The sequence below is a fragment of the uncultured Actinomyces sp. genome, from assembly GCF_963542285.1.
Taxonomy (GTDB): Bacteria; Actinomycetota; Actinomycetes; order Actinomycetales; family Actinomycetaceae; genus Pauljensenia.
In genome coordinates this window covers 15,992-40,247 of the sequence record NZ_CAUTWQ010000002.1, presented here as the reverse complement: position 1 = coordinate 40,247, position 24,256 = coordinate 15,992, and the positions used below count along the sequence as shown (strand labels likewise).

Annotated in this window: 21 protein-coding genes and 3 tRNA genes; 23 read left to right on the top strand and 1 reads right to left on the bottom strand. The window is 57.9% G+C overall.

Annotation, left to right across the window (positions count from 1 at the left end; genetic code table 11):
- The first annotated feature begins 5 nt into the window (after nt 1–5).
- The 16 genes from RW023_RS01380 to htpX all read left to right on the top strand — a co-directional run bounded on the left by RW023_RS01380 (nt 6) and on the right by htpX (nt 19,016).
- Nucleotides 6–560, top strand: coding sequence for an NADH-quinone oxidoreductase subunit B family protein (locus RW023_RS01380; RefSeq protein WP_315579536.1), 555 nt, complete (start codon nt 6–8; stop codon nt 558–560).
- On the top strand, nt 557–1,252 hold the full coding sequence (locus RW023_RS01375; protein WP_315579535.1) for an NADH-quinone oxidoreductase subunit C: 696 nt from the start codon (nt 557–559) through the stop codon (nt 1,250–1,252). The genes RW023_RS01380 and RW023_RS01375 overlap by 4 nt, the downstream gene beginning before the upstream one ends.
- On the top strand, nt 1,252–2,601 hold the full coding sequence (locus RW023_RS01370; protein ID WP_315579534.1) for an NADH-quinone oxidoreductase subunit D: 1,350 nt from the start codon (nt 1,252–1,254) through the stop codon (nt 2,599–2,601). The genes RW023_RS01375 and RW023_RS01370 overlap by 1 nt, the downstream gene beginning before the upstream one ends.
- Nucleotides 2,598–3,296, top strand: coding sequence for an NADH-quinone oxidoreductase subunit NuoE (gene nuoE, locus RW023_RS01365; RefSeq protein WP_315579533.1), 699 nt, complete (start codon nt 2,598–2,600; stop codon nt 3,294–3,296). The genes RW023_RS01370 and nuoE overlap by 4 nt, the downstream gene beginning before the upstream one ends.
- Nucleotides 3,289–4,584, top strand: coding sequence for an NADH-quinone oxidoreductase subunit NuoF (nuoF, locus tag RW023_RS01360; protein WP_315579532.1), 1,296 nt, complete (start codon nt 3,289–3,291; stop codon nt 4,582–4,584). The genes nuoE and nuoF overlap by 8 nt, the downstream gene beginning before the upstream one ends.
- A complete protein-coding gene (locus RW023_RS01355) occupies nt 4,581–7,145 on the top strand; it encodes an NADH-quinone oxidoreductase subunit G (RefSeq protein WP_315579531.1) in 2,565 nt (854 codons plus the stop codon). The genes nuoF and RW023_RS01355 overlap by 4 nt, the downstream gene beginning before the upstream one ends.
- Nucleotides 7,142–8,464, top strand: coding sequence for an NADH-quinone oxidoreductase subunit NuoH (nuoH, locus tag RW023_RS01350; protein ID WP_315579530.1), 1,323 nt, complete (start codon nt 7,142–7,144; stop codon nt 8,462–8,464). Before RW023_RS01355 ends, nuoH begins: the two co-directional genes overlap by 4 nt.
- The gene (gene nuoI / locus RW023_RS01345) at nt 8,457–9,116 is read left to right on the top strand and encodes an NADH-quinone oxidoreductase subunit NuoI (protein ID WP_178706034.1); all 660 of its coding nucleotides are present in this window, start codon (nt 8,457–8,459) and stop codon (nt 9,114–9,116) included. Before nuoH ends, nuoI begins: the two co-directional genes overlap by 8 nt.
- Complete coding sequence (locus tag RW023_RS01340; RefSeq protein ID WP_315579529.1) at nt 9,113–10,060, top strand: NADH-quinone oxidoreductase subunit J; 948 nt, start codon at nt 9,113–9,115, stop codon at nt 10,058–10,060. Before nuoI ends, RW023_RS01340 begins: the two co-directional genes overlap by 4 nt.
- The gene (gene nuoK / locus RW023_RS01335; RefSeq protein WP_009408608.1) at nt 10,057–10,356 is read left to right on the top strand and encodes an NADH-quinone oxidoreductase subunit NuoK; all 300 of its coding nucleotides are present in this window, start codon (nt 10,057–10,059) and stop codon (nt 10,354–10,356) included. The genes RW023_RS01340 and nuoK overlap by 4 nt, the downstream gene beginning before the upstream one ends.
- Nucleotides 10,357–10,369: 13 nt before the next feature.
- The gene (gene nuoL, locus RW023_RS01330; RefSeq protein ID WP_315579528.1) at nt 10,370–12,346 is read left to right on the top strand and encodes an NADH-quinone oxidoreductase subunit L; all 1,977 of its coding nucleotides are present in this window, start codon (nt 10,370–10,372) and stop codon (nt 12,344–12,346) included.
- Nucleotides 12,347–12,375: 29 nt separating this feature from the next.
- Complete coding sequence (locus RW023_RS01325; RefSeq protein WP_315579658.1) at nt 12,376–13,914, top strand: NADH-quinone oxidoreductase subunit M; 1,539 nt, start codon at nt 12,376–12,378, stop codon at nt 13,912–13,914.
- Complete coding sequence (gene nuoN / locus RW023_RS01320; protein ID WP_315579527.1) at nt 13,911–15,482, top strand: NADH-quinone oxidoreductase subunit NuoN; 1,572 nt, start codon at nt 13,911–13,913, stop codon at nt 15,480–15,482. The genes RW023_RS01325 and nuoN overlap by 4 nt, the downstream gene beginning before the upstream one ends.
- On the top strand, nt 15,479–16,489 hold the full coding sequence (locus RW023_RS01315) for a polyprenyl synthetase family protein (RefSeq protein WP_315579526.1): 1,011 nt from the start codon (nt 15,479–15,481) through the stop codon (nt 16,487–16,489). The genes nuoN and RW023_RS01315 overlap by 4 nt, the downstream gene beginning before the upstream one ends.
- Nucleotides 16,490–16,610: 121 nt before the next feature.
- Nucleotides 16,611–18,113, top strand: a complete 1,503-nt coding sequence (locus RW023_RS01310) for an FAD-dependent oxidoreductase (protein WP_315579525.1) — start codon at nt 16,611–16,613, stop codon at nt 18,111–18,113.
- A gap of 21 nt (nt 18,114–18,134) precedes the next feature.
- A complete protein-coding gene (htpX, locus tag RW023_RS01305) occupies nt 18,135–19,016 on the top strand; it encodes a zinc metalloprotease HtpX (protein WP_315579524.1) in 882 nt (293 codons plus the stop codon).
- 136 nt (nt 19,017–19,152) lie between these two features.
- On the opposite strand, the gene RW023_RS01300 is transcribed toward htpX, so the two are convergent.
- Nucleotides 19,153–19,656 carry a YajQ family cyclic di-GMP-binding protein gene (locus RW023_RS01300; RefSeq protein ID WP_026066683.1) on the bottom strand — a complete coding sequence of 168 codons (504 nt, stop codon included), beginning with the start codon at nt 19,654–19,656 and terminating at the stop codon, nt 19,153–19,155.
- 103 nt (nt 19,657–19,759) lie between these two features.
- Here RW023_RS01300 and RW023_RS01295 point away from each other — a divergent pair.
- The 7 genes from RW023_RS01295 to RW023_RS01265 all read left to right on the top strand — a co-directional run bounded on the left by RW023_RS01295 (nt 19,760) and on the right by RW023_RS01265 (nt 24,256).
- A tRNA-Tyr gene (locus tag RW023_RS01295) sits at nt 19,760–19,841 on the top strand.
- A gap of 85 nt (nt 19,842–19,926) precedes the next feature.
- A tRNA-Thr gene (locus RW023_RS01290) sits at nt 19,927–19,999 on the top strand.
- Nucleotides 20,000–20,028: 29 nt separating this feature from the next.
- Nucleotides 20,029–20,105, top strand: a tRNA-Met gene (locus tag RW023_RS01285).
- 54 nt (nt 20,106–20,159) lie between these two features.
- Nucleotides 20,160–20,330, top strand: coding sequence for a 50S ribosomal protein L33 (rpmG, locus tag RW023_RS01280; protein ID WP_019126956.1), 171 nt, complete (start codon nt 20,160–20,162; stop codon nt 20,328–20,330).
- Nucleotides 20,331–20,412: 82 nt separating this feature from the next.
- Nucleotides 20,413–21,462: a sialidase family protein gene (locus RW023_RS01275; protein ID WP_315579523.1), complete on the top strand. Its 1,050-nt coding sequence runs from the start codon at nt 20,413–20,415 to the stop codon at nt 21,460–21,462.
- A 150-nt stretch (nt 21,463–21,612) separates the two neighbouring features.
- On the top strand, nt 21,613–23,184 hold the full coding sequence (locus RW023_RS01270) for an ABC transporter substrate-binding protein (protein WP_315579522.1): 1,572 nt from the start codon (nt 21,613–21,615) through the stop codon (nt 23,182–23,184).
- Nucleotides 23,185–23,302: 118 nt separating this feature from the next.
- Complete coding sequence (locus tag RW023_RS01265) at nt 23,303–24,256, top strand: ABC transporter permease (protein WP_315579521.1); 954 nt, start codon at nt 23,303–23,305, stop codon at nt 24,254–24,256.

Below are 24,256 nucleotides of genomic sequence, written 5' to 3'. Positions count from 1 at the left end.
AAACAATGGGAATTGAAGAGAGCCTGCCTGCAGGCGTTGCCCTAGCAAGCATGGAGAAGATCCTCGGTCTTGCTCGAAAGCACAGTCAGTGGCCAGTCACCATGGGCTTGGCGTGCTGTGCAATTGAAATGATGGCAGCCGGAACTCCCCGTTTCGACATGTCGCGTTTCGGCCTGGAAGTTTTTCGCGCCTCACCGCGTCACTCCGACCTCATGATCGTCTCCGGACGAGTCTCCCACAAGATGGCCCCGGTTATTCGCCGTGTCTACGACTCGATGGCTGACCCCAAGTGGGTGATCTCCATGGGAGCTTGCGCATCTTCGGGCGGCATGTTCAATAACTACGCCGTCGTCCAGGGATGCGACCACATCGTTCCCGTCGATGTGTACCTTCCCGGTTGCCCGCCTCGTCCCGAGGCGCTGATTCACGCAATCCTCACCCTGCGTGAGCAGATTGGTAGCGAGCCCCTGGGGGCGCATCGCCGCGAAATTGCTCGCAAGGCTGAAGCGGCAGCGCTTGCTGCAACCCCCACTCACGAGATGAAGGGATTGCTGGCATGAGCGAAGAAATCAGCCGTTTCGGCGCAGCAGAACCCTCGGTAATCAAGAGTCGTCAGGGAATGTTCGGGGTCGCAGACCAGGGTGATACCACGGGCTTTTCTGAGCTTGAAACCGTTGCTTTGAGCGCACCTGCCGCCACTCGTCCCTACGGTTCCTACTTCGACCAGATTGTTGACATCCTCGAGGAACTCATCGAAGCTGACGGACTGGCAGCTACCGATGTCATCGAGAAGGTCGTCATCGAGCACGGCGAGCTCAGCATCTTCATTCCGCGCGAGCACATTCGCCGCGTTGCGAGCTACCTGCGCGATGACCAAGATCTACGTTTCGAAATGTGCTTGGGAACCAATGGTGTGAACTACCCCGAAGATCGCGGTCGCGAGCTTCACGCGATCTACCCCTTCATGTCGATTACGCACAATCGCATGCTTCGCTTGGAAGTGACCTGCCCGGATTCGGATCCGCACATTCCCTCAATCGTCGATATCTACCCGGCGAACGATTGGCAAGAGCGCGAAACCTGGGATCTGATGGGCATCGTCTTCGATGGACACCCCTCCCTGACGCGTACCGCTCTTCCCGATGAATGGGTAGGACACCCCCAACGCAAGGATTACCCCCTGGGTGGTATTCCCGTGGAATTCAAGGGTGCAGTCAATGCCCCTGCCGACACCCGGAGGTCGTACAACTAATGACTACTCCTTCACTTCACGCTGCAGCATCAAGTGCCGGCCTGGACATTGACGAGGTTCCCGAGGTTCTTGCCCAGGGCGGAGACTGGAACGACGTTATCGCCGAGATTGAGCGCATCAACCACGAGCGCATCGTTCTCAACATGGGTCCCGTTCACCCCTCGACCCACGGTGTTCTTCGCTTGATCCTCGAGCTGGACGGCGAAACCGTTCGTGAAACTCGCGTCGATACCGGATACCTGCACACGGGTATTGAAAAGACCATGGAATACCGTACCTGGACACAGGGCGTCACGCTGTGCACCCGCATGGATTACGTCGCTCCCTTCTTCCAGGAAGTGGGTTACTGCCTGGCTGTTGAGAAGCTTCTGGGTATTACGAATGACGTGCCGGAACGCGCAAACCTCATTCGTATCCTGATGATGGAACTCAACCGCATCGCCTCTCACATCGTCGCCATCGGTACCGGCGGTAATGAGCTTGGCGCGACGACCATGATGACCATTGCCTTCAGGGGACGCGAAGAGATTCTGCGAATCTTCGAGCGCATTACCGGTCTGCGTATGAACCACGCATACATCCGTCCCGGTGGTGTGGTTCAGGATCTGCCCAGCGGTATGGTCCCTTACATCCGCGAAAAGCTCCCGAAGGTGCGAAACGATATTGGTGAGCTCCAGGACTTGGTTCTGGCAAACCCAATCTTTAAGCAGCGCTTCATTGGCATTGGCTACATGCCCCTGTCAGCAATGATGGCCCTGGGCTTGACCGGTCCGTCCCTGCGAGCCGCGGGCTTGCCCCAAGACCTTCGTAAGGACCAGCCCTACTGCGGTTACGAGAATTTCGAATTCGACGTTCCCACCTATGACTCGAATGATGCGTACAACCGTGTTCGCGTGCGTTTCGATGAGTGCTACCAGTCGCTGCGTATCGTCGAGCAGGTCCTTCGCCGCTTGGAGGCAACTGAAGGTCAGCCCGTCATGGTTGCCGACCCGCATATCAAGTGGCCCGCACAGCTTTCGGTTGCAACGGACGGCCAGGGTAACTCCGCCGAACACATTGCGAAGGTCATGGGAACTTCAATGGAATCCCTGATCCACCATTTCAAGCTGGTCACCGAAGGATTTAGGGTCCCCGCCGGCCAGGTCTACCAGACCGTTGAGCACGCGAAGGGCATCTTGGGTGTCCACCTGGTTTCAGACGGTGGAACTCGCCCCTTCCGCGCGCACTTCCGTGACCCTTCATTCGCAAATTTGCAGTCTCTGGCCATGATGACGGAAGGCGGCCAGTTGGCCGATGTCGTCGTCTCACTGGCCACTCTCGACCCCGTTCTGGGAGGCGTTGATCGATGAGCTATCCCGTGGAAACCTATGAGCGCCTTGCAGGTGAGGCGCGCGAAATCATCGCGCGCTACCCGCAGGGACACTCCCGCTCCGCACTGCTTCCCATGCTTCACCTAGTCCAGTCTGAAGACGGCTACGTGAGCGCAAACGGAATCGCACTGTGCGCTGAACTTCTGGGTATCACCCGCGCAGAAGTTTCGGCAGTTGCGACCTTCTACACCCAGTACAAGCGTCACCCCACCGGCGAGTACCTCGTGGGTGTGTGCACCAATGCCCTGTGCGCTGTTATGGGCGGCGACGAAATCTGGGAGGCCGTCAGCGAAAAGGTTGGTGTCGGAACCGACGAAACCAACGAGGCCGGAACTATCACTCTTGAGCGCCTCGAATGTAATGCGGCCTGCGATTATGCTCCCGTCGTCATGGTGAACTGGGAATTCTTCGACAATCAGACCCCCGAGTCGGCATGCGCTCTCATTGACGACATTGAGGCCGGCAAGCCTCTGCATCCCACGCGCGGAAGCGCTGTGTTGCCGACCTTCAAGGAAACCGAGCACGTTCTTGCCGGCTTCCTTGACGGACACGAACACGAAGGACCCAGCGCAGGCCAGGCCTCGACACTGGGACTCAGGATCGCCGAAGAACGCGGCTGGAGCGCTCCAGCTGACGTTCCCGCGGAAGAAGGAAAGGAGAAGGACGGTGAGTGAAACAACCGTGGCCCTTACCCCGATTCTGACCCGCGGATGGGGGAGCGATCGCTCGTGGACTTTGGAGTCCTACCTGAGCCGAGGAGGCTATCAGGGACTCAAAAAGGCCAACACCATGGAGCCCGCCGAGATCGTTGAGACCGTTAAGGCCTCTGGTTTGCGAGGCCGTGGTGGTGCTGGATTCCCCACGGGACTGAAGTGGTCCTTCCTTCCGCCCGATGACGGACTTCCTCGTTATCTGGTGGTGAATGCCGATGAATCGGAACCGGGAACCTGTAAAGATATCCCGATGATTATGGCAAATCCCCACGTCTTGATTGAAGGTATTGCGATCACCTCGCGCGCTATCAATTGCCACCACGCATTTGTCTACCTTCGCGGCGAGGTTGTTCACGTCTACCGCCGCCTGATGGCTGCAGTTAAGGAAGCAACCGAGGCCGGCCTGCTGGGTGATCTTCGCATCACCGCTCACGCGGGCGCAGGTGCGTACATCTGTGGTGAAGAAACTGCTCTTCTGGATTCTTTGGAAGGTTACCGAGGCCACCCGCGTCTAAAGCCTCCGTTCCCTGCTGTCGCAGGTTTGTATGCGCGTCCGACCGTTATTAATAACGTCGAGTCGATTAGCCAGGTGACGGGAATCTTCCAGTACTCCGCACAGTGGTACGCCTCGATGGGAACTGAAAAGTCCAAGGGACACGGTCTGTTCTCAATCTCAGGTCACGTGAAGAACCCGGGCCAATTCGAGGCGCCCTTCGGAATCACCATGCGCGAGCTTATCGAGCTTGCCGGCGGTATTCGCGAAGGTCATCAGCTGAAGTTCTGGACTCCCGGTGGTTCCTCGACCCCGATCTTCACCGAAGCAGAACTTGACACGCCTCTTGATTACGAGTCCGTCGGCGCTGCCGGTTCGATGCTGGGTACCCGAGCCCTGCAGGTCTTCGATGAAACGACCTCTGTGGTTCGTGTGATCACCCGCTGGATCGAGTTCTACCAGCACGAATCCTGCGGTAAGTGCACGCCCTGCCGTGAAGGAACCTACTGGCTTAAGCAGATCATGCTCCGCCTGGAAGCAGGTAAGGGCCAGGAAGGCGATATCGATCTGTTGGACGAGATCGCACACAATATTTTTGGCCGAAGCTTCTGTGCTCTGGGCGATGCGGCGGCAACCCCGATCATGTCGGGAATTAAGAAGTTCCGCGAAGAATTCGAGGCAGGGCTGACCACGCCCGCGCGCGAATTGTTCCCCTACGAGGCCTCGAGCAACTTTGCCAAGGGAGGAGTTCGATGAGCGAGAACCTAGTAAAGGTCACGATCGACGACGTCGAATTGGATGTTCCCGCAGGCACCCTGGTGATCCGTGCGGCCGAGAAGGCCGGAATCCGTATCCCGCGTTTCTGTGATCACCCGCTGCTTGAGCCTGTCGCCGCATGCCGCCAGTGTCTTGTTGAGGTCGGAATGCCCGATCGTAACACCGGCGAGCTGCGTTTCATGCCCAAGCCCCAACCTTCATGTGCTCAGACTGTCACCCCCGGTATGGTGGTCAAGACTCAGCACACCTCTGAGGTTGCCCGTCGCGCCCAGGAAGGCGTGATGGAATTCCTGCTGATCAACCACCCTCTGGATTGCCCAATCTGCGACAAGGGCGGCGAATGCCCCCTGCAGAACCAAGCAATGAGCGAAGGCCGCGAGAGCTCGCGCTTCATTGATGCAAAGCGCACGTATCGCAAGCCTTTGAAGCTCACCTCGCAGATTCTGCTGGACCGCGAGCGTTGCATCCTGTGCCAGCGCTGCGTGCGCTTCGGTAAGGAAATTGCGGGCGACCCCTTCCTTGATCTTCAGGGACGAGGCGGTGGCACCGCGCCGACCGAGCACCATCACTTCATGGGTGAGCAGGTCGGATCCTTTGATACAGCGGTCTTGGATTACTTCAACCCGCAGGCAAAGGACAATGTCAAGGCAGGTATTTCCGGACCTTATGGTCAAGAGGGCATTATCGGTTCCTTCAATGGAGGCGATCTTGCCCCCAACGATCGTGATGTTTCGGGCCGCGCATTCGCCTCGTACTTCTCGGGAAATATCATCCAGATCTGCCCGGTTGGTGCTCTGACCTCGAATGATTACCGCTTCCGCGCACGCCCCTTCGACTTGGTATCTACCGCTTCGGTGACCGAGCACGATGCTTCCGGTAGTGCGATTCGCGTGGATATTCGCCGCGGTGAGGTTCTGCGCCGTCTGGCCGGAAACGATCCCGAGGTCAACGAAGAGTGGATCACTGACAAGGATCGCTTCGCATTTAAGTGGTCCGGTGTTCAGCGCCTTAATACTCCTTTTGTTCGCGAGAACGGTCAGTTTGTCCCGACCTCATGGTCGGATGCCTTGGACCGTGTCCACCGCGCGCTTGCCGGCCTTTCCGGTGACCAGGTTGGTTTCCTCCCCGGTGGCCGCCTGAGCTTCGAAGATGCTTGGGCATGGTCGAAGTTCGCGCGTTCCGTTGTTGGATCCGATTCCATCGATATGCGTTCACGCAGCCATAGTGAAGAAGAGCGTTCATTCCTTGCCGCCCACGTGGCAGGCAGTGGTTTGGGCGTCACCTACTCGCAGCTTGAGAGTGCCGGTCAGGTCCTCCTGGTCGGACTCGAGCCCGAGGATGAGTGCGGTGCGATCTTCCTGCGGATGCGCAAGGCCACTCGCAAGGGCAAGCTCCGCGTTGCTTCTTTGGCTCCCATGACTTCCCGAGGCCTCGCCAAGCTCTCTGGAGAGCTGCTGCGCTGCGCCCCCGGTACCGAGGTTGAGGTTGCCGCTGAGATCTGTGAGGGTGGTGAGTTCGCTGATCTCGCCTCGCGTCTTGACGGGGGAGTGATCCTGGTTGGCGAGCGCGCAAGCCGCACGCCGGGCCTGCTCAGTGAAGTTGTTCGACTGGCAGAACGCACTCACTGCCGTATTCAGTGGGTCCCCCGCCGCGCCGGTGAGCGCGGTGGAGTGGAAGCCGGCCTTCTTCCCGGTCTTCTGCCTTTCGGCCGTCCGCTTGCCTCCCAAGAGGCTCGCGAGTCTCTGGCATGGGGAGAGATTCCCTCTCAGCGTGGTCTTGATGCTTCACAGATGTTGGAAGCTGCAGCTGATGGCCGCCTGAAGGCGCTTGTCGTCGGTGGCGTTGACCTTCGTGACTTCGATGATCCGGCTGCCGCGCGAAAGGCACTTGATCAGGTTGATTTCTTGGTGAGCCTTGAGGTTCGTCGCAGTGAAGTGACCGATCGTGCAGATGTGATCTTGCCGGTCGCACCTCCGCTGGAAAAGAACGGAACCTTCATCAACTGGGAAGGCCGTTTGCGCCCCTTCGGCCAGGCGATCGCCTCACGTTCACAGACCGATCGACTGGTTTTCGATGCGCTTGCCAGCGAGTTTGGCGTGGATCTCGGTCTGCACGACCTCGTGGGTCTGTATGACCAAGTGAATCCGCTCATGCAGTGGAACGGCCAGCGTGAAGAATTCCTTCCGGCGACGGCCTCGGACTTGGTTGAGGTCGGCCAGGGCGAGGCACTTCTTGCCACCCACAAGCCGATGCTCGACGCAGGTCGTCTGCAAGACGGTGCAACCATGCTGGCGGGAAGCGCACGACGTCCAGTCGTCTTCGCCTCGCGCGCAACTGTTGCGGGCCTCGGCATTGACGAGGGCGAGGAACTCACGCTCAGTACCCAGCGCGGAAGCATTACGCTTCCCCTGCAATTTGCTGATCTTCCCGACGGGGTTGTCTGGGTACCCGAGTGCTCCCAGGGATCTATCGTCCACGAATCGTTGGGGAACTTCGGTTCTTCTGTCACCTTGAGCGCAAAGGGGGAGGTGGCCCGATGAACCTGATCCCCCTGGATGTTCCCACGTACACCGCTGCGGACTTTACGCAGGAAACCTGGTGGTTGACAGTCCTCAAGGCCGTTTTCATCATCGTTTTTCTGATTCTCAATGTTCTGCTTGCCCTGTGGGTTGAACGTCGAACGATCGGACGCATGCAGACCAGGCCCGGCCCGAATGTTGCCGGTCCCTTCGGCTTGTTCCAAGCAATCGCTGACGCCGTGAAGCTGCTCTTCAAGGAAGACATGTGGACGCGTAAGGCCGATAAGTTCATTTATCTGCTTGCACCCTCGATCTCGGCATTTGCAGCCTTCAGCATCTTCGCTGTGATCCCGATGGGACCGAATGTTTCGATCTTCGGGCACTCCACACCGCTGCAGCTGGCAGATATGCCGGTCGCTGCCCTGTACATCCTTGCGATTTCTTCGCTGGGCCTGTACGGCATCGTTTTGGGTGGTTGGTCCGCGTCCTCGACGCTTCCGCTCTACGGTGCGGTTCGTTCGTCGGCGCAGGTGATCTCCTATGAGCTGTCCATGGGAATGTCGCTGGTTGCGGTCTTCTTGATGGCCGGCTCGATGTCGACCTCGCAGATCGTGGCCTCGCAGGCGCAGACTTGGTGGTTCCTGCCCTTGGCGCCAGCCTTTGTGATCTACCTGATTTCCATGGTCGGTGAAGTCAACCGTCTTCCCTTCGACCTTCCCGAGGCCGAAGGCGAGTTGGTCGCCGGTCACATGACCGAGTACTCCTCGATGAAATTCGGTTGGTTCTACCTGTCTGAATACGTCAATATGTTCAACGTTTCAGCGGTGGCGACGACCATGTTCTTCGGCGGCTGGCACGCCCCCTGGCCCCTCTCGCACATTGAGTTTCTCAATGGCGGCTGGTTCGGAATACTGTGGTTCTTCCTCAAGATGTGGTTCTTCATGCTTCTCATGATCTGGACCCGAAGCACCCTGCTGCGTTTCCGTTACGACCAGTTCATGCAGCTGGGCTGGAGGCGACTCATCCCGATCTCGCTGGCTTGGCTGGTCATGGTTGCCATTATTCGGGCAATCACCCAGTGGGTGTCTTTGACCCTGCCGCAGCTGATCGGTGGCGTTGCTGGAATCTTCGTTATTGCATTGATCGTCATGTGGTTCGCCGATTCGCGTGATGCTCGTAAGGAAGCCCTTGCGCAAGCTGAGAAGCAAGAACGCTTCGCGAACTTTGATCCCATGGCGGATGGCTTCCCGGTACCTCCGCTTCCGGGACAACAGCTACCGCCCTCGCCGCGCGCAAACCGCGTGGTCACTGCTGCCGCATTGGAGGAGACGAATGACTGATCAGAACGACAGCCAGAATCTGCGTTACGAGCAGGATCCGAAGGGGCCGATCGGTCAGTTCTTTGCTCCCTTCGCGGGCTATGGAGTGACCCTGTCTTCCTTCTTCCGCCCGACCGTGACCGAGCAGTACCCCTTCGAGGGTCCCTTTGTCGAGCCTCGTTTCCATGGGCGTCACCAGCTCAACCGCTACGCGGATGGCTTGGAAAAGTGCGTGGGTTGTGAACTTTGTGCGTGGGCATGCCCCGCGGACGCCATCTATGTCGAGGCCGCATCGAATACTCCCGAGGAACAGTACAGCCCCGGTGAGCGCTACGGTCGCGTCTACCAGATCAACTATCTGCGCTGCATTTTCTGCGGATTCTGCATCGAGGCCTGCCCGACTCGCGCCCTGACCATGGGGCACGATTTCGAGTTGGCTGAGTATCGCCGCGCTGATGACATCTATGAGAAGGACCAGCTTCTGGTTCCGCTCTCAGAGGGAATGCTTCAGCCTCCTCACCCGCAGGTGGAAGGCTTGAGCGATGGTGACTACTACCGCGGCGCGGTACAGGGCCCCACACAAACTCAGATTGATTGGGTACGCGAGCATCGTCCAGATGATCCCTCCCTTGCAACTGCCCGTCCCGTCAATGAGGAGGCGCGTCAGGCATGACCTTAATGAATTGGCCTGAAATGGCATCAACGGGAGAGGCGATCCTCTTTGGCTGCGTGGCGGTCTTCATGGTCGCATGTGCCCTGGGCGTTCTCTTTTTCAAGAAGGCCGCTTACTGTGCGATCTGCATGGTTGGAGTCATGCTCGGCCTTGCGATTTTGTACCTCATGCACGGGGCAGCATTCTTGGGCATGGTCCAGGTTGTCGTCTACACCGGTGCAATCATGGTCCTCTTCCTCTTCGTCATCATGATGATCGGCTTGAGTGCCTCTGATAACTACGCGCGTCAATCGCATGGACGCATCCTCACCTCGGTGCTGATGGCACTTGGTTTGGGTGCAATCCTCATCGGAGCAATTGCTCGCTCGCGCACCGCGGGAAGCTCGGCCTCGCTCAGTGATGATCCCTACTCGAACGCACCGATCACCGACTTGGCGACAACGCTATTCTCGCGCTACTGGTTCTCAATGGAGCTCGCGGGAATTCTGCTAATTACCGCAGCAATCGCTGCGATGCTTCTCACTCACTCTGATCAGCTTGGTCCGGTACTTACGCAGCGCACGACAGCAGAAGCGAAGATGCGCGCCTTCAAGGCCTCTAGACGTCGAATTGGACAGCTCCCGGCCCCCGGCGTGTACGCCCACTCCAACGCGGTCGATGTTCCCGCACTTTCGGGTGAAACCCACGAACCTATCGAAGACTCGGTTCCCAGGGTTCTGCGTGTGCGTGGCTTGGATCGCGTTGTTGGCCAGGTTGAACCTGAGGTTGCACAGTCGCTGGCACTGGCCAAGGGCGGTTCTCTCGACCACACGATCTTCGATCCGGCTCACCCCAGCTCTCACGAGCGTTCTCAGGCATGGGGTATGCCGGGCGGTGCAGCTCCCACTGGTCTGAAGCAGCCGCAGGCGCCCCAGGCCACTGAAGAAGGGAAGGAAGAAGAATGAGCCTTGCAGCCTACTTGGTGCTCTCGGGGATCCTCTTCGCGATCGGAGCAGCCATCGTTCTGGTCCGTCGCAGTGCGGTGATTTCCCTTATGGGAGTCGAGCTCATGCTCAACTCCGCCAACCTTGCCTTCGTGACCTTCGCACGAATCCACGGAAATGTTAGTGGCGAAATCATGGCCTTCTTCGTCATGGTCGTTGCTGCCGCGGAAGTTGTTGTCGGCCTGGCAATCGTCGTGTCCATCTTTAAGTCACGCGTCACTACAAACGTTGACGACCTCGATCTGCTGAAGAACTGAGGAGTAAGCCGGAATGACATTGACACTTTTCAGCACCGCGGCGCAGGTCGCAGCTCCTGGCCAGCCCACGGGAATCATTTCCTTGGCATGGCTCATGATTGCGATCCCCGCCGTTTCCAGTGCGCTTCTCCTTGTATGCGGACGCCGCTCCGATCGCTGGGGTCACCTTCTGGCCACTTTGGCATCGTGGGCGTCCTTCGCTGTTGGACTCGGCGTCATTATCGCCATGCTTTCCGCAGCCCCCGATACACGCCGCTTTGAACTCCCACTTTTTTCGTGGATTCCCGCGGGCGAGTTTTCGGTGAACTTCGGCTTGATGATCGACCCCCTGTCGATGACCTTCGTCATGCTGGTCACCTTCGTTGGTTCGCTCATCCACGTCTACGCCATCGCCTACATGGCTCATGACGATGCGCGTCGCCGTTTCTTCGCCTACCTCAACCTCTTCATCGCCGCCATGCTCATTTTGGTGCTTGCGGACTCCTATGCGGGTCTCTTCGTCGGATGGGAAGGTGTGGGCTTGGCCTCGTACCTGCTCATCGGTTTCTGGAACTACGTTCCCGCCAATGCAGTTGCCGCGAAGAAGGCGTTCGTCATGAACCGCGTCGGTGACATGGGTCTGCTTATTGCGATGATGGCGATGGTCGCTAACTTCTCGAGCGTCAACATCGAGGAAGTGAATGCAGCTGCCGCAACGGTTTCTCCCGTTCAAGCAACCATCATTGGTTTCTTCCTGTTGGTGGGCGCTTGCGGTAAGTCCGCGCAGTTCCCCCTGCAGGCTTGGTTGGGTGACGCAATGGCCGGTCCGACCCCGGTGTCCGCGCTCATTCACGCGGCAACGATGGTCACCGCCGGCGTCTACCTGATTGTTCGTTCGGGTGCGATCTTCCAGGCATCACCGATTGCGGCCACTGCGGTTGTCATCGTTGGTGCGATCACGCTGCTCTTCGGCGCGATTGTCGGTTGCGCCAAGGACGATATGAAGAAGGTGCTTGCCGCCTCGACCATGAGCCAGATCGGTTACATGATGCTGGGCGCAGGACTTGGACCCATCGGTTGGGTCTTCGCGATTTTCCACCTCTTTACTCACGGTTTCTTCAAGGCGCTCATGTTCCTTGGTGCAGGTTCCGTCATGCACGGAATGAATGATCAGGTCAATATGCGTCGCTTTGGTGCCCTGCGAACCGCCATGAAGGTCACCTGGCTGACCTTCGCCTGCGGCTGGTTGGCAATCCTTGGTATCCCGCCCTTCTCGGGATTCTTCTCCAAGGACAAGATCATCGAGGCAGCATTCGGCGCGACCTCCTTCGCCGGTCACGAGGCCGTCTGGGCAGGTTGGGTCTTCGGTATCGTCACCATGGTTGGCGCTGGCATTACCGCCTTCTACATGTCGCGACTGTTCTTCATGACCTTCCACGGCACTGCTCGCTGGACCACCGAGGCCGAAGGCAATGGTGTCCACCCGCATGAGTCAGGTCCGCTGATGACTATCCCGATGGTGATCTTGGCGATCTGCGCCGCTGTGGTCGGTGGCCTCCTCTCAATTGGTGATGTCTTCACGACGTGGCTTGAGCCTTCGCTTGGAGTTGCTGAGCACGCTCACCCGGTTGCTCCCGAAATGGCCATCCAGATTGTCACTTTGCTTCTGGTGCTTGCCGGAGCAGCAATTGCCTGGGTCATGTACGGTCGCCGTGAGGTTCCCACCGCCATCCCGGCAGGCAATGCACTCACGCGTGCTGCCCGCGTTGACCTGTACCAAGACACCGTTAATGAAGCGCTCTTCATGACCCCGGGCATCGCCCTGGTGAAGACCGCCACCCTTGGTGATAATAAGGCGATCGACGGTGTTGTCCACTTGGTTGAAGCGGCATCCACCGGTACTGGCCGAGCGGTTGGATTCACTCAGTCCGGTCGCGTGCGTACCTACGCCTCTTACATTCTTGGCGGGGTCGTGTGTGCCCTTGCCGCTGTCCTGGCATTTTCGCTGTGAGGAAGTAAGGATCTATGCAGATGTCTCAAATGCTCAGCGCGCCACTACCGTGGCTGTCGATTCTTGTTGCACTTCCCGCACTGGGTGCTGTGCTTCTTCTGGCGATTCCGTCCCTGCGGCAAGCGGGGCGTGCCTTCGCGCTCGTTCTTTCGCTGTGTGAGCTGGTCCTCGCCATCGTCGCCGCGGTTGCATTCGACTGGTCGGCTTCCTCCACCTACCAGCTTTCCGAGGCCTATTCCTGGATTCCTCAGATTGGCCTGAGTTGGGCGCTGGCCGTGAATGCTCTTGGCCTAGTGATGATCCTTCTGGCCGTCGCCCTGGTTCCCCTGGTCGTTGTGGCCGGATGGAATGAGGACGAGGATCCGGCTCGTACGGGTGCTTACCTCGGTTGGGTTCTGTTCTTGGAATCCTTTATGGTACTGATCTTCGCTGCTTCGGATGTCCTGCTCTTCTACCTGGCATTCGAAGGAATGCTGGTTCCGCTCTTTGTGATGATTGGCCGTTACGGAGTTGGTGAAAAGAAGGCGCGTCAGCGTGCAGCAATGAAGTTCTTGCTCTTCTCGCTGGCTGGTGGTCTGGTCATGCTCGGCGGTTTGGTCGCTATTTGGGCCCTGGCTGCTCGCCGTGGCGACACGCTCTTCATGATCGATACTCTGTCCTCCGGAACCGTTGGTCTTCCCGTTGGAATCCAGGTTGCTCTTTTCGCGACCTTCTTCATCGCCTTTGCGATTAAGGCGCCAATGGTCCCCCTTCACACATGGCTGCCTGACACCGCTGAAAATGCGCGTCCGGGCACTTCGGTGCTGCTTGTTGGCATCCTGGATAAGGTCGGTACCTTCGGAATGATCACCCTGTGCCTGCGCCTGTTCCCGCTGGGAGCCGCAAGCCTGCAGTGGTGGATCTGCGGATTCGCTGTCCTGTCAATCCTCTGGGGTGGTTTGGCTGCTATCGGCCAAAACGACATTATGCGCTTGGTTTCCTACACCTCGGTTTCGCACTTTGGTTTCATGGTTCTGGGTATTTTCATCGGTTCGCAGATCGCGCTGACCGGTGCCATGGTCTACATGGTCGCTCACGGTGTCTCAATCGCCGCGATGTTCCTGCTGTCCGGCTGGCTATCAAGGCGAGGCGGAACCCAAGACATGCGTCAATACGGCGGTATGCAGCGCGTGAGCCCCGTCTTAGCTGGCCTGTGGCTCTTCTCTGGCTTGGCCTCGATCGCCCTTCCGGGCCTCTCGGGTTTCGTCCCCGAGTACTTGGTGCTCATGGGCACGTGGAAGGTTTCGACACTTCTCGCACTCTTTGCAGTGCTGGGAGTGGTCTTGGCCGCGCTGTACATGCTCATGCCCTACCAGCGAGTCTTCACCGGCCCTCCGCGAGAGGACAAGAAGCATATTGCTGATCTGAACGGACGTGAAAAGACCGTTATGGCCCCGCTGGTCATTGCAATGCTTGTTCTGGGTATTTGGGCGGCGCCTCTTGTTTCTGCTCTGGCACCCATCGCCGATGAGGGTTCACATCTCCTCACCGCAGCGACCGCAACTCTGAGTGAAGGGAGCGCACAGTGAATTCTGTTGCAACGGCCGTTAACTTTACGGTCCCCGAGATTTCGTGGGCCGCGCTTGCGCCGGTTCTGTGCGTTCTTTGCGGAGGGATCCTTGCGGTACTGGCTGAGTCCTTCGTGCCGGTACGTGCGCGCCGTGCCTCGGTCTTCGGAATTGCCGTCGTCGCGCTGATCGCTTCCGCAGTCGCTCTGGTTATGCGTTGGGCTGCCGTTCTTGGATCTCCTCAGTCTCTGGGGGAGTACATTGAAGATCCTTTGACGGTTGCAGCTCAAGGAATCCTGGTACTGATCGCCTTCTTCGCTGTTCTGGTTATTGCTGATCGTTCCGAGGCCAGAGATGGTGCTTTTGCCGGCCAGCCTTCGGATCGTCCCGGTTCCTCCGATGAGGAGCGATCCGATTCACAGGGTTACCAGCGTTCAGAGATGTTTGCTCTGGTGCTCTTCTCCACCGGAGGCATGATGATCTTCCCCGCGGCGAACTCCTATATCGCGCTCTTCGTCGCTTTGGAAGTCATGTCTTTGCCGCTGTACATCTTGGCCGCAACGGCACGTCGTCGTCGTCAGCTCTCGCAGGAAGCTGCGCTGAAGTACTTCATTCTTGGTGCGTTCTCCTCGGGCTTCATGCTCATGGGTTCTGCTTTCCTCTACGGTTATTCCGGTTCGCTCATCATCTCTGATGCAGCTACTGCGACTCCGCAGACCGCTGGAATGCACATACTCTTGCTGATGGGCACTGTCATGGTGATGGTCGGCTTGCTCTTCAAGGTCGGCGCCGCTCCCTTCCACGCGTGGACTCCCGATGTTTACACCGGTGCCCCGACTCCCGTGACGGGCTTCATGGCCGCCGCGGTTAAGCTCGCAGCCTTCGGCGCAATGCTTCGTTTCTTCCAGGTCGTGGCAGCCCCCCTGCAGTGGAGCCTCATCCCGATCATGATCGTCGTCATCGTCTTGACCATGCTGGTGGGTACCTTCGCCGGTGTCGTCCAGATGGATGTCAAGCGCATGCTTGCCTACTCCTCGATCGCGCACGCGGGTTTCATCCTTATGGGTGTGATCTCGCTGCTCCGCTACTCCGCGGGACACGTTCTCTTCTACGTTCTTGCCTATGCGGTTGCAACCATCGGTGCTTTCGGGGTGATTACCCTGGTGCGTTCGCGCGACGATCAGGACACCATCGGCGGGGAAGTAACGGACCTGCGTCGCTGGGCGGGACTTGGAAAGACCAACCCGGCCCTGGCCTCGGCAATGCTGATCTTCCTGCTGTCTTTCGCGGGCATCCCCTTCACCGGCGGTTTCATTGCGAAGTTCGTCGTTTTCTCTGATGCTTTCGCGGCTGGAAATGCATGGCTTGTTGCGCTTGCGCTGGCATGCTCGGCGGTGACCGCCTTCTACTACTTCCGTCTGGTTCGCGTGATGTTCTTCTCGGAACCGCGTGAAGACGTTGCGGTTGTTCGCTCCGAAGGTTTCACAGGTGTTGCCATTACCGTGTGTGCTGTGGGTACGATTGCACTGGGACTCTTCCCGAGTCCGGTTCTGTCTCTACTCAATCAGGTGGTTGTGCTTCTCCCGTGAGCGCCGTAATCGACTTACACGTTCCTGATCTCGAGGCCCGAATTCTTCCGGGCCTCGAGGCCGTTGAGGACCGTTTGCACCAGGCCGTGTCCCACTCTCGGGACCTGGTTACAGAATTGATGTCTCACTTGGCCCAGGCCGGTGGCAAGCGTATGCGCCCTCTGCTGACCTTGGTTGCCGCGCAGTTTGGTGATCCCGAGCGTGCGCTGAGTAACGAAGTCCTCACAGCAGCAACGGGTATCGAATTGACGCACTTGGCATCGCTCTACCACGACGATGTCATGGATTCTGCTCCGACTCGTCGCGGAGTTCCCTCCGCTCAACGCCTGTGGGGGAATAACCGCGCGATTCTTGCAGGAGACATTCTCTTTGCACGTGCCTCGGCCATGATTGCCACTTTGGGTGATGAAACGGTCCGTCAGCACGCCGTTACCTTCGAACGCCTGTGCATGGGGCAGCTTAATGAAACTTTCGGCCCCCAGGAGGGGGATGACCCGCTGAAGTTCTACATCCAGGTTCTGGCTGATAAGACCGGTTCTTTGGTGGCATCTGCCGCGGCATTCGGTGCGATGCATGCGGGTGCGGATCAGGCGACGATTGATGCTCTCACCCAGTTTGGGGAGCGTTTGGGAGTCGCTTTCCAGATCGCTGACGATGTCATTGATTTGGGGCCCGAGGCCGGTGCTTCGGGGAAGACCCCGGGAACTGATCTTCGCGAAGGCGTGGATACTCTTCCCGTGCTTCTTCTTCGCCGTGCGCAGTCAAATGGCAATCTGGACCCCGAGGGTCAAAAGATTTTGTCCATGCTGGATGGGGATCTTTCCTCCGACCAGGCTTTGGCTGCGTTGGTTGAACGCCTGCGTGAGCATGATGTTGTATCGCAGACGCGGGAGCTTGCTCGTCAGTGGTGCGATAGCTCTCTTGAATGCATTGCAGGCCTGCCCGACGGGGAAGCCAAGCAAGCTTTGATCTCTTTTGCCCACCTGATGGTGGACCGCGTCGCCTGAGTGCGGCCGGCGCCCTCTTGAGGTCTGCCTCGGCCTTCTCAGCTGCCCTGCAGGTCGTCTAATTGTAGGATTGGGACAGGATTAGGGTCGCCTTCCTTGGCGGCCAGAGAAGAGGATACGAGTGAGCACCTACAACGTGGCCGTTATCGGCGCTGGACCTGCTGGCATCTATGCATCGGATATCTTGTCCAAGTCCGGTTTGGACGTGAATATCGACCTGTTTGAACGCCTTCCCGCCCCCTATGGCCTGGTCCGTTACGGTGTCGCTCCCGATCACCCGCGAATCAAGCAGATCATTGTCGCCTTGTACAAGATCCTTCAACGCGGTGATATTCGTCTTTTAGGCAATGTTGAGATTGGCCGCGACGTCACGATTGAAGACTTGCATGCGCACTACGATGCGATCATCATCGCAACCGGTGCTGACCGCGATGCCCCGCTGAATATCCCCGGTGTTGATCTGCCCCAGTCCTACGGTGCTGCCGACTTCGTCTCCTGGTACGACGGGCATCCGGACTACCCCCGTACGTGGCCTCTTGAAGCGAAGTCCGTGGCCGTTTTGGGCGTGGGAAATGTTGCTTTGGATGTTTCACGTGTCTTGGCGAAGCATGCAGAAGACATGCTCGTGACCGAGATCCCGGAAAACGTTGCACAGGGTCTTGCTGAAAATCCGATTACTGACGTTCACGTCTTTGGTCGTCGTGGCCCCGCCCAGGTGAAGTTCACGCCGTTGGAACTGCGCGAGCTGGGGCATGTTCCCGATGTCGACATCATTGTTTCCGAGGATGACTTTGACTTCGATGAGGGCTCAGAAGAAGCCCTGCATGCCTCCAATCAGCAGCGCCAGGTTGTCAAAACCCTGACGAACTACGCGATGGAGGATCCCGAGTCTCACACGGCTTCGCGTCGCATCCATATCCACCTTTTCCAATCTCCGGTTGAGATCCTTTCCGATGAAAATGGCAATGTCAGCGCAATCCGCACTGAGCGCACCGAGCTGACAGGCGATGGATCCGTACGCGGAACCGGTGTCATGACCACCTGGCCCGTCCAAGCTGTCTACCGTGCAATCGGCTACTACTCGTCGCCGGTCCCCGGGCTGCCCTTCGATAAGAGCGCTGGTGTTGTTCCCAATGTCGAGGGTCGCGTGATCGATTCCGATACGACGAAGAATGAAGATGCTCCGGTGATTCCGGGTATCTATGCAACCGGTTGGATTAAGCGCGGTCCCGTTGGCCTTATTGGCTCGACGAAGTCCGATGCTCAGCAGACGATTTCCCACTTGGTTGAGGACGCCGAGGCCGGTCGCCTGCATGCGACTTCTTCCGACGTTGGTCACGAGGCCATGGTTGCGCTGCTGCGTGAACGTGGCATTGAGTTCACGACCTGGGAGGGTTGGGAGCTTCTTGATGCGTACGAGGCCGCGCTGGGCGAGCAATTCGGTGAGCTTCCCGGTGGCCGCGGAACACGTGAGCGCGTGAAGGTCGTGTCACGTCGCGCGATGACTGATATATCCCAGGGCAAGGATGAGGTTCACGAGGACCTGATCGGTGAAATGGGGGAGATGGGTGTTCCTTCTGCCCCAGAGCGTTTTGAGGACTACTCGGGGCCGGCCCGCGCCTGAGACGGTTGCTAAGGAGGCGTTATGCATACGCGTCGCTATCACAATGGTTTGAAGACCACCGTGCTTTTGGGTGGAATGTGGGCTCTGCTCCTGGCAATTGGCTATGCCATTGCCCTTGGAACCAGACAGTCCATGTGGATTTTCATCTTCGCCGGGATCGGACTTATCCAAATCGTTTGGTCCTATTGGAACTCTGCGACTATGGCGCTGCGTTCAATGAATGCCTATCAGGTGACCGAAGCGCAGCAGCCTGCGATGTATCGGATTGTTTGCGAGCTGTCACAAAAAGCAGGTCAGCCAATGCCTACGCTTTGGGTGGCTCCCACAATGACGCCGAATGCTTTTGCAACCGGTCGTAACCCATCGCACGCGGCGGTGTGCTGCACCGAGGGTATTTTGCAGCTGCTCAATGAGCGTGAACTTCGCGGAGTCCTTGGCCACGAGCTCATGCACGTCTACAACCGCGATATCCTGACATCCTCCGTTGCTGCGGCAATGGCGAGTATCGTGACTTCGGTTGCCCAATTCATCATGTTCTTTGGTGGTGGAAGTCGTGATAATCGCGAGGGCGGACTTCTTTCGGCAATTGGCGGAATCCTGCTGGCGCTTCTCGCTCCTTTTGCAGCCACACTGATCCAGTTCTCTCTTTCGAGGACCCGCGAATACGATGCGGACGAGGATGGTGCCTACCTGACTGAAGATCCGCTGGCCTTGGCCTCGGCACTGAAAAAGCTCGAGTCGGGAAATGCGCAGGATCCTCTTCCGGTGACGCCACAGACGCAGAATGTCTCCGCGATGATGATTGCAAATCCCTTCAGGGGACAGGGCTTGCGGAACCTCTTCTCGACTCACCCTCCGATGGATCAGCGTATTGCGCGCCTCGAACACATTGCGGGCTACTAGAAAGTGGCTGACTTTTAAGGGTAGTGTCCTGTGAGTGCCTCGAGGCAAAACGCGATCACCTTCAAGTCATGAATTACCTGTGGGGGCATCTAGCAGCGCTAGATGCCCCCACAGTGTTGCTGTCAGCCGATCTTTATCAGCGGTAGTTCACAAACTGAAGTGCGACCTCGAGTTTTTCTCCCGAGGGGCCCTTGAGTAGTGCGATTACTGCCTGGAGATCATCACGAGACTTTGAAGAGACGCGAATTTCATCACCCTGGATCTGGGCTTTGACTCCCTTGGGTCCTTCATCGCGGATCAGTTTTGTGATCTTCTTCGCAACGTCTTGTTCGATTCCTTCGCGTAGGGGCGCAACCAGGCGGTAGATCTTGCCCGATGCCTTCGGCTCGCGATCCTTGAGATCAAGAGCTTTTAGGGATACTCCTCGGCGAATGAGCTTGGTCTGTAGAACATCGACGATGGCCATGACGCGTTCGGGAGTATTAGCTTCCATCTCGATTGCGTCTCCGCTCAGGCGGATCGAGGCGTCGACGCCGCGGAAGTCGTAGCGCGTTGATACTTCTTTGGCGGCTTGATTGACCGCATTATCGACTTCTTGGCGGTCCAATTTGGAAACAATGTCAAATGATGAATCGGCCATGACCATCCTCTCTTTGTGCTCTATGGCGCACTTGGGTCGCTCTGATTGGCGCGCGACCCATTCATTCTGCTATTCTTCCACAGCACCGATTTTTTCGACGCATGGCAGGTTTCCAGAGCGGCCAAATGGATCTGACTGTAAATCAGACGCTTCGTGCTTCGGGGGTTCGAATCCCTCACCTGCCACAGTCTCGTAGAGACTCGTTGTGATGTCATTCTCACTGACAGGAATTGCTTCGCAGTTCGGTTATGAGTTAGGCTTCTCGGCGTTGCCCCGATAGCTCAGTCGGCAGAGCGTCTCCATGGTAAGGAGAAGGTCAAGGGTTCGATTCCCTTTCGGGGCTCAGGTCGCGGTTTCGACCGCAGCCGCTGCGGCGGGGTAGCTCAGCTGGTCAGAGCGCACGACTCATAATCGTGAGGTCGCGGGTTCGAGCCCCGCCCCCGCTACCAATTCTTTGATCCGACAGGTCGCGCGAGCGACAAAACTAAGCGAGGGAAACAACCGTGGCAAGCAAGTCTCAGGACGTTCGCCCCAAGATCACTCTGGCCTGCTCGGAGTGCAAGGAGCGCAACTACATCACCAAGAAGAACCGTCGTAACACGCCGGATCGTCTTGAACTGCAGAAGTACTGCCCGCGTTGCCGCAAGTCTACGCTTCACCGCGAGACCCGCTGACGGCGTCGCGCTAAACCCCGAGGAACGCAAGGTCCTCGGGGATTTTTTTATCTGTATCCACTTTTCCGGTAGGGTGGCCCCCATGAATGCCCGCATGGATTGCCGTCAGATTGTCGCTCCGCTTGAAGGGGGCGAGGCCCGCATTCCTGCCCTCACGGTGCTTCCCAATGGACGCATGCTTCTCTTTTATGACGAGCGGCCAGCCCCGGCCTCGGGAAAAGGATCGGACTTTAATGGGCTGACGATGGCCTCAGACCTTCCCAACCCGAATCGAATTCGTTGGGTGGAGCGCACGTTCTCAGACGAAGGTGACAACGCGCCAAGGTGGAGTACTCCGCGCGATCTTCCTCCTGCTCTTCCTGCGATTACCTCCGATGCGTGTGTGGGGATCGATGGTGACGGTCTTCTTCACCTGGCTTGCGCCTCAACGCAGGGGCAAGTGGGATATATGGATTCGCGTGCCGATGGTGAGCGCCTTCAAGCGATCCTTGCGTGGGGGAGTGGCCCGGAGGACCTGCAAGTGCGCGATCTGGCGGATGAGCTCTACTCTCGCACCGGCGCTGATGCGCTCTTTGCGACTTCTGGTTCGACTGTGACATGGCAGGGAGCAGTTCTTCTTCCCTACGTTGTGCGAGTGGGTGATCGCACTCATGTGCAGGTGGTCGCGGTGCGTGGTGGTGAGATTCAGTGGCTTTCTGATCCCCTAGTTGGTCCTCAAGGCATTCTTCTTGATGAGACAACGCTGGCGCTTTGGGGTGGGCGACTTGTTGCCAATTGTCGTCTGCAAGGATTTGAAGGTCGAGGCTCGGGAGCTCGTTACCTTGCATGGGGGGATGGGCGCAGCTGGAACGGCGGGCAGTTGTGGGATTGTGAGGACCCGGGGTGCAATGCGAAACAGCTTGCGGACTTCTTTATTCACCCGCATTCGCTCAGTTCACGTCGTGCGGGTAGCGTTCTGCGCTTGACTCCTCCCTGGGAAGGAAACGTGCGCGCCGAGGCCCTTGCCGCCTTGGGTGGGGGAGAGTTTGGGTATAGCGACGTCTGCGTCCATGGTGACGAGGTTGTTGTTGTGTTTGAACGGGACCGTGGCCTGTGGGAGTCGGTGCTTTCTATGAGTGAGCTTGTGTCCTAGAGTTTCTGTGCTCTGTGGGGCAGATCTCAAGGGGTGTATGAAATTGTTATCTGAATATCTTGCGAGAATTTGTCAGACAACATATGCTTGCTTCAGCGGACGTGATAAACGGCCCGCACATCCCATTTCTCGAAGATGAGGAGCGAGAATATGCGTATGCGCAAGCACTTCGCAACCGGTGCTGCAATGGCAGCAGCGGCAACCATGGTCCTGACCGCATGCGGCGGCGGATCGTCCACTTCAACATCAACCAGCAGCAGTAGTTCAGATTCAGGCGCACCCAAGGGCACCATCACCGCAGGTTCCGCCTACGAGACCACTGACTACGGCCCGATCACCACCTCGGCGCTGGGTATCGGTGCGAACTGGCAGGTCCTTGAAGGCCTGTACCGCTTCGATATGTCCGACTACTCGGTCAGCCCCGCACTTGCTGCCGGAGATCCCGTCAAGGTTTCCGACACCAAGTACGAAGTCACCCTGCGTGACGGAGCAAAGTTCTCCGACGGTACGGATGTCAAGGCTGCAGACGTCGTGAGCTCCTATAAGCGCACCACCGATGAAAAGTCGATCTACCGTCAGTTCTTCACCTTCGTCGATTCTGTCGAAGCGAAGGATGACAAGACCGTCACCATCACGCTGAAGCACCCCTTCGCTGCACTGAAGGAACGTTTCGTTAACGTTCGCGTCGTTCCTTCAAGCATGAGCGAAGACGAACTGAAGTCTAAGCCGATCGGCTCTGGCCCCTACAAGTACGATAATATTTCGGCCACCGAGGTCACCGCTGTTCCCAACGAACACTACAACGGCAACATGCCCGCAAAGGCAGCCACCCTCAAGTGGAGCGTCCTCAAGGACGATTCGGCACGCCTCGCCGCTGCACTGGGCAACAGCATCGACATCATGGAAGCAGTTCCTGCAGATGCAGCGGATAAGCTCAAGGCTGCGAGCTGGACTGTTGATTCCAAGGCCGGTTACGGAAACCCCTTCATGATGTTCAACACTCAGAAGGCTCCCTTCGATAAGCCCGAGGTGCGTCGCGCATTCCTCAAGGCCATCGACAAGGAGAAGCTCGTTTCTTCCGCTCTGCGTGGTCAGGCTGTGGAAGCCAAGTCCTTCCTGCCCGAAGTAAACTCGGCCTACAAGAAGCCTGCAACCGACCTGTCCTACGACAAGGATGCGGCAAAGAAGGCACTTGACGAAGCCGGAGTTTCCGGTAAGGAAATTAACCTTGTCACCACGGACCACCCGTGGGTCTTGGCGCTGGTTCCTCAGATCAAGTCTGATCTTGAAGCACTGGGCCTGAAGGTCAACCACCAGCAGATGGCTTCTTCGGCTCTGTACTCGACCGTCACCGACGTTGACAACCCCACCTACGACATCGTGCTGGCCCCCGGCGACCCCTCGGTCTTCGGCACCGACCCCGGCATCATCATCTCCTGGTGGAACGGCGACAACGTCTGGACGAAGAAGCGTAACGGCTGGCAGGTCTCGGATCCCGAGTCCTTCAACAAGCTGCAGTCGATCATGGAAGAGGCCGTTCAGCTTGACGGTGACGCCGCCAAGGCGAAGTGGGGCGAGGCTCAGGATCTGCTCGCCGAGCAGAGCGTGCTCTACCCGCTGGCCTTCCGCAACATGATTACCGCATCTAACCCCAAGAAGGTCGATGGCTTCAAGGCAATTTCCTCCACCGGCCTGCAGCTGCTTGGAGTGAGCGCAAAGTAAGCCCTTCGAGGCTCTTCACAGAAAGGAGGGGTGGGATGCTCGCCCTGAGGCTCTAGCCACAGTGGGACCCCACCCCTCCCTTTCTTTGCCCAATTCCGCTTGACATGGAGGTCTAGCAGTGAATACCCTTCTGCGTCTTCTTGCGCGACGACTAGTGTGGTTGCCGATCATGGTGGTCGGCGTATCCTTCCTGGTCTTCTCAATTATGTGGCTGTCTCCCATTGATCCCGCCTACTCGGCGCTCGGTGAGACCGCAGCCCCTGAAGCTCTTGAGGCCTACCGCATTCAGCACCACCTCAACGAGCCCTTCTTCGATCAATTCCGCCTCTATCTGTTGGGGATGCTCCACGGTGACCTTGGAACATTCGGTGTCTCCCAGTATCGCGTCAGCGATGAGATTGCCAAGGCACTTCCTCTCACCTTGCAGCTGACATTCCTCGGTCTGATCATTGCCGTTCTCATTTCCTTCCCCCTCGGCGTCATCGCCGCGCTCTACCGTGATCGTTGGCCCGATCAGCTGATCCGCGTGATCTCGGTCGTCTCGATTGGCACCCCCTCCTTCTGGCTGGCAGCGTTGCTGGTCCTGCAATTCGTCGGTACTTCCATCCCCGTGTCGGGTGAAGTTCCTGCTTTCAGCGATGACCCATCGGGTTGGTTCCTTCGGATGATTCTTCCGGCTATCGCATTGGCGGTTCCCGTCATCGGTCAGATGACACGTGTCGTTCGTACCTCGATGGTTGAAGAATTGGACCGTGACTACGTCCGAACTGCAATCGGTTCGGGTATTCCAAAGACCGTTGTTGTCGCGCGTAACGTTCTGCGTAATGCGCTGATCACCCCCGTGACCGTCCTTGGTCTTCGCATTGGCTACCTCATGGGCGGTGCGGTCGTTATTGAAATCATCTTCGCCATTGATGGTATGGGCAAGATCGTGCTCCTGAAGGGCATCCAAGACAACTCTGTCGCCCTGGTGCAGGGTGGCGCCTTGGTCGTCGCAATTGCCTTCATCATCGTCAACATCATCGTTGACATGCTCTACCTGCTCATCAACCCGCGTATTAGGTCGGTGTGA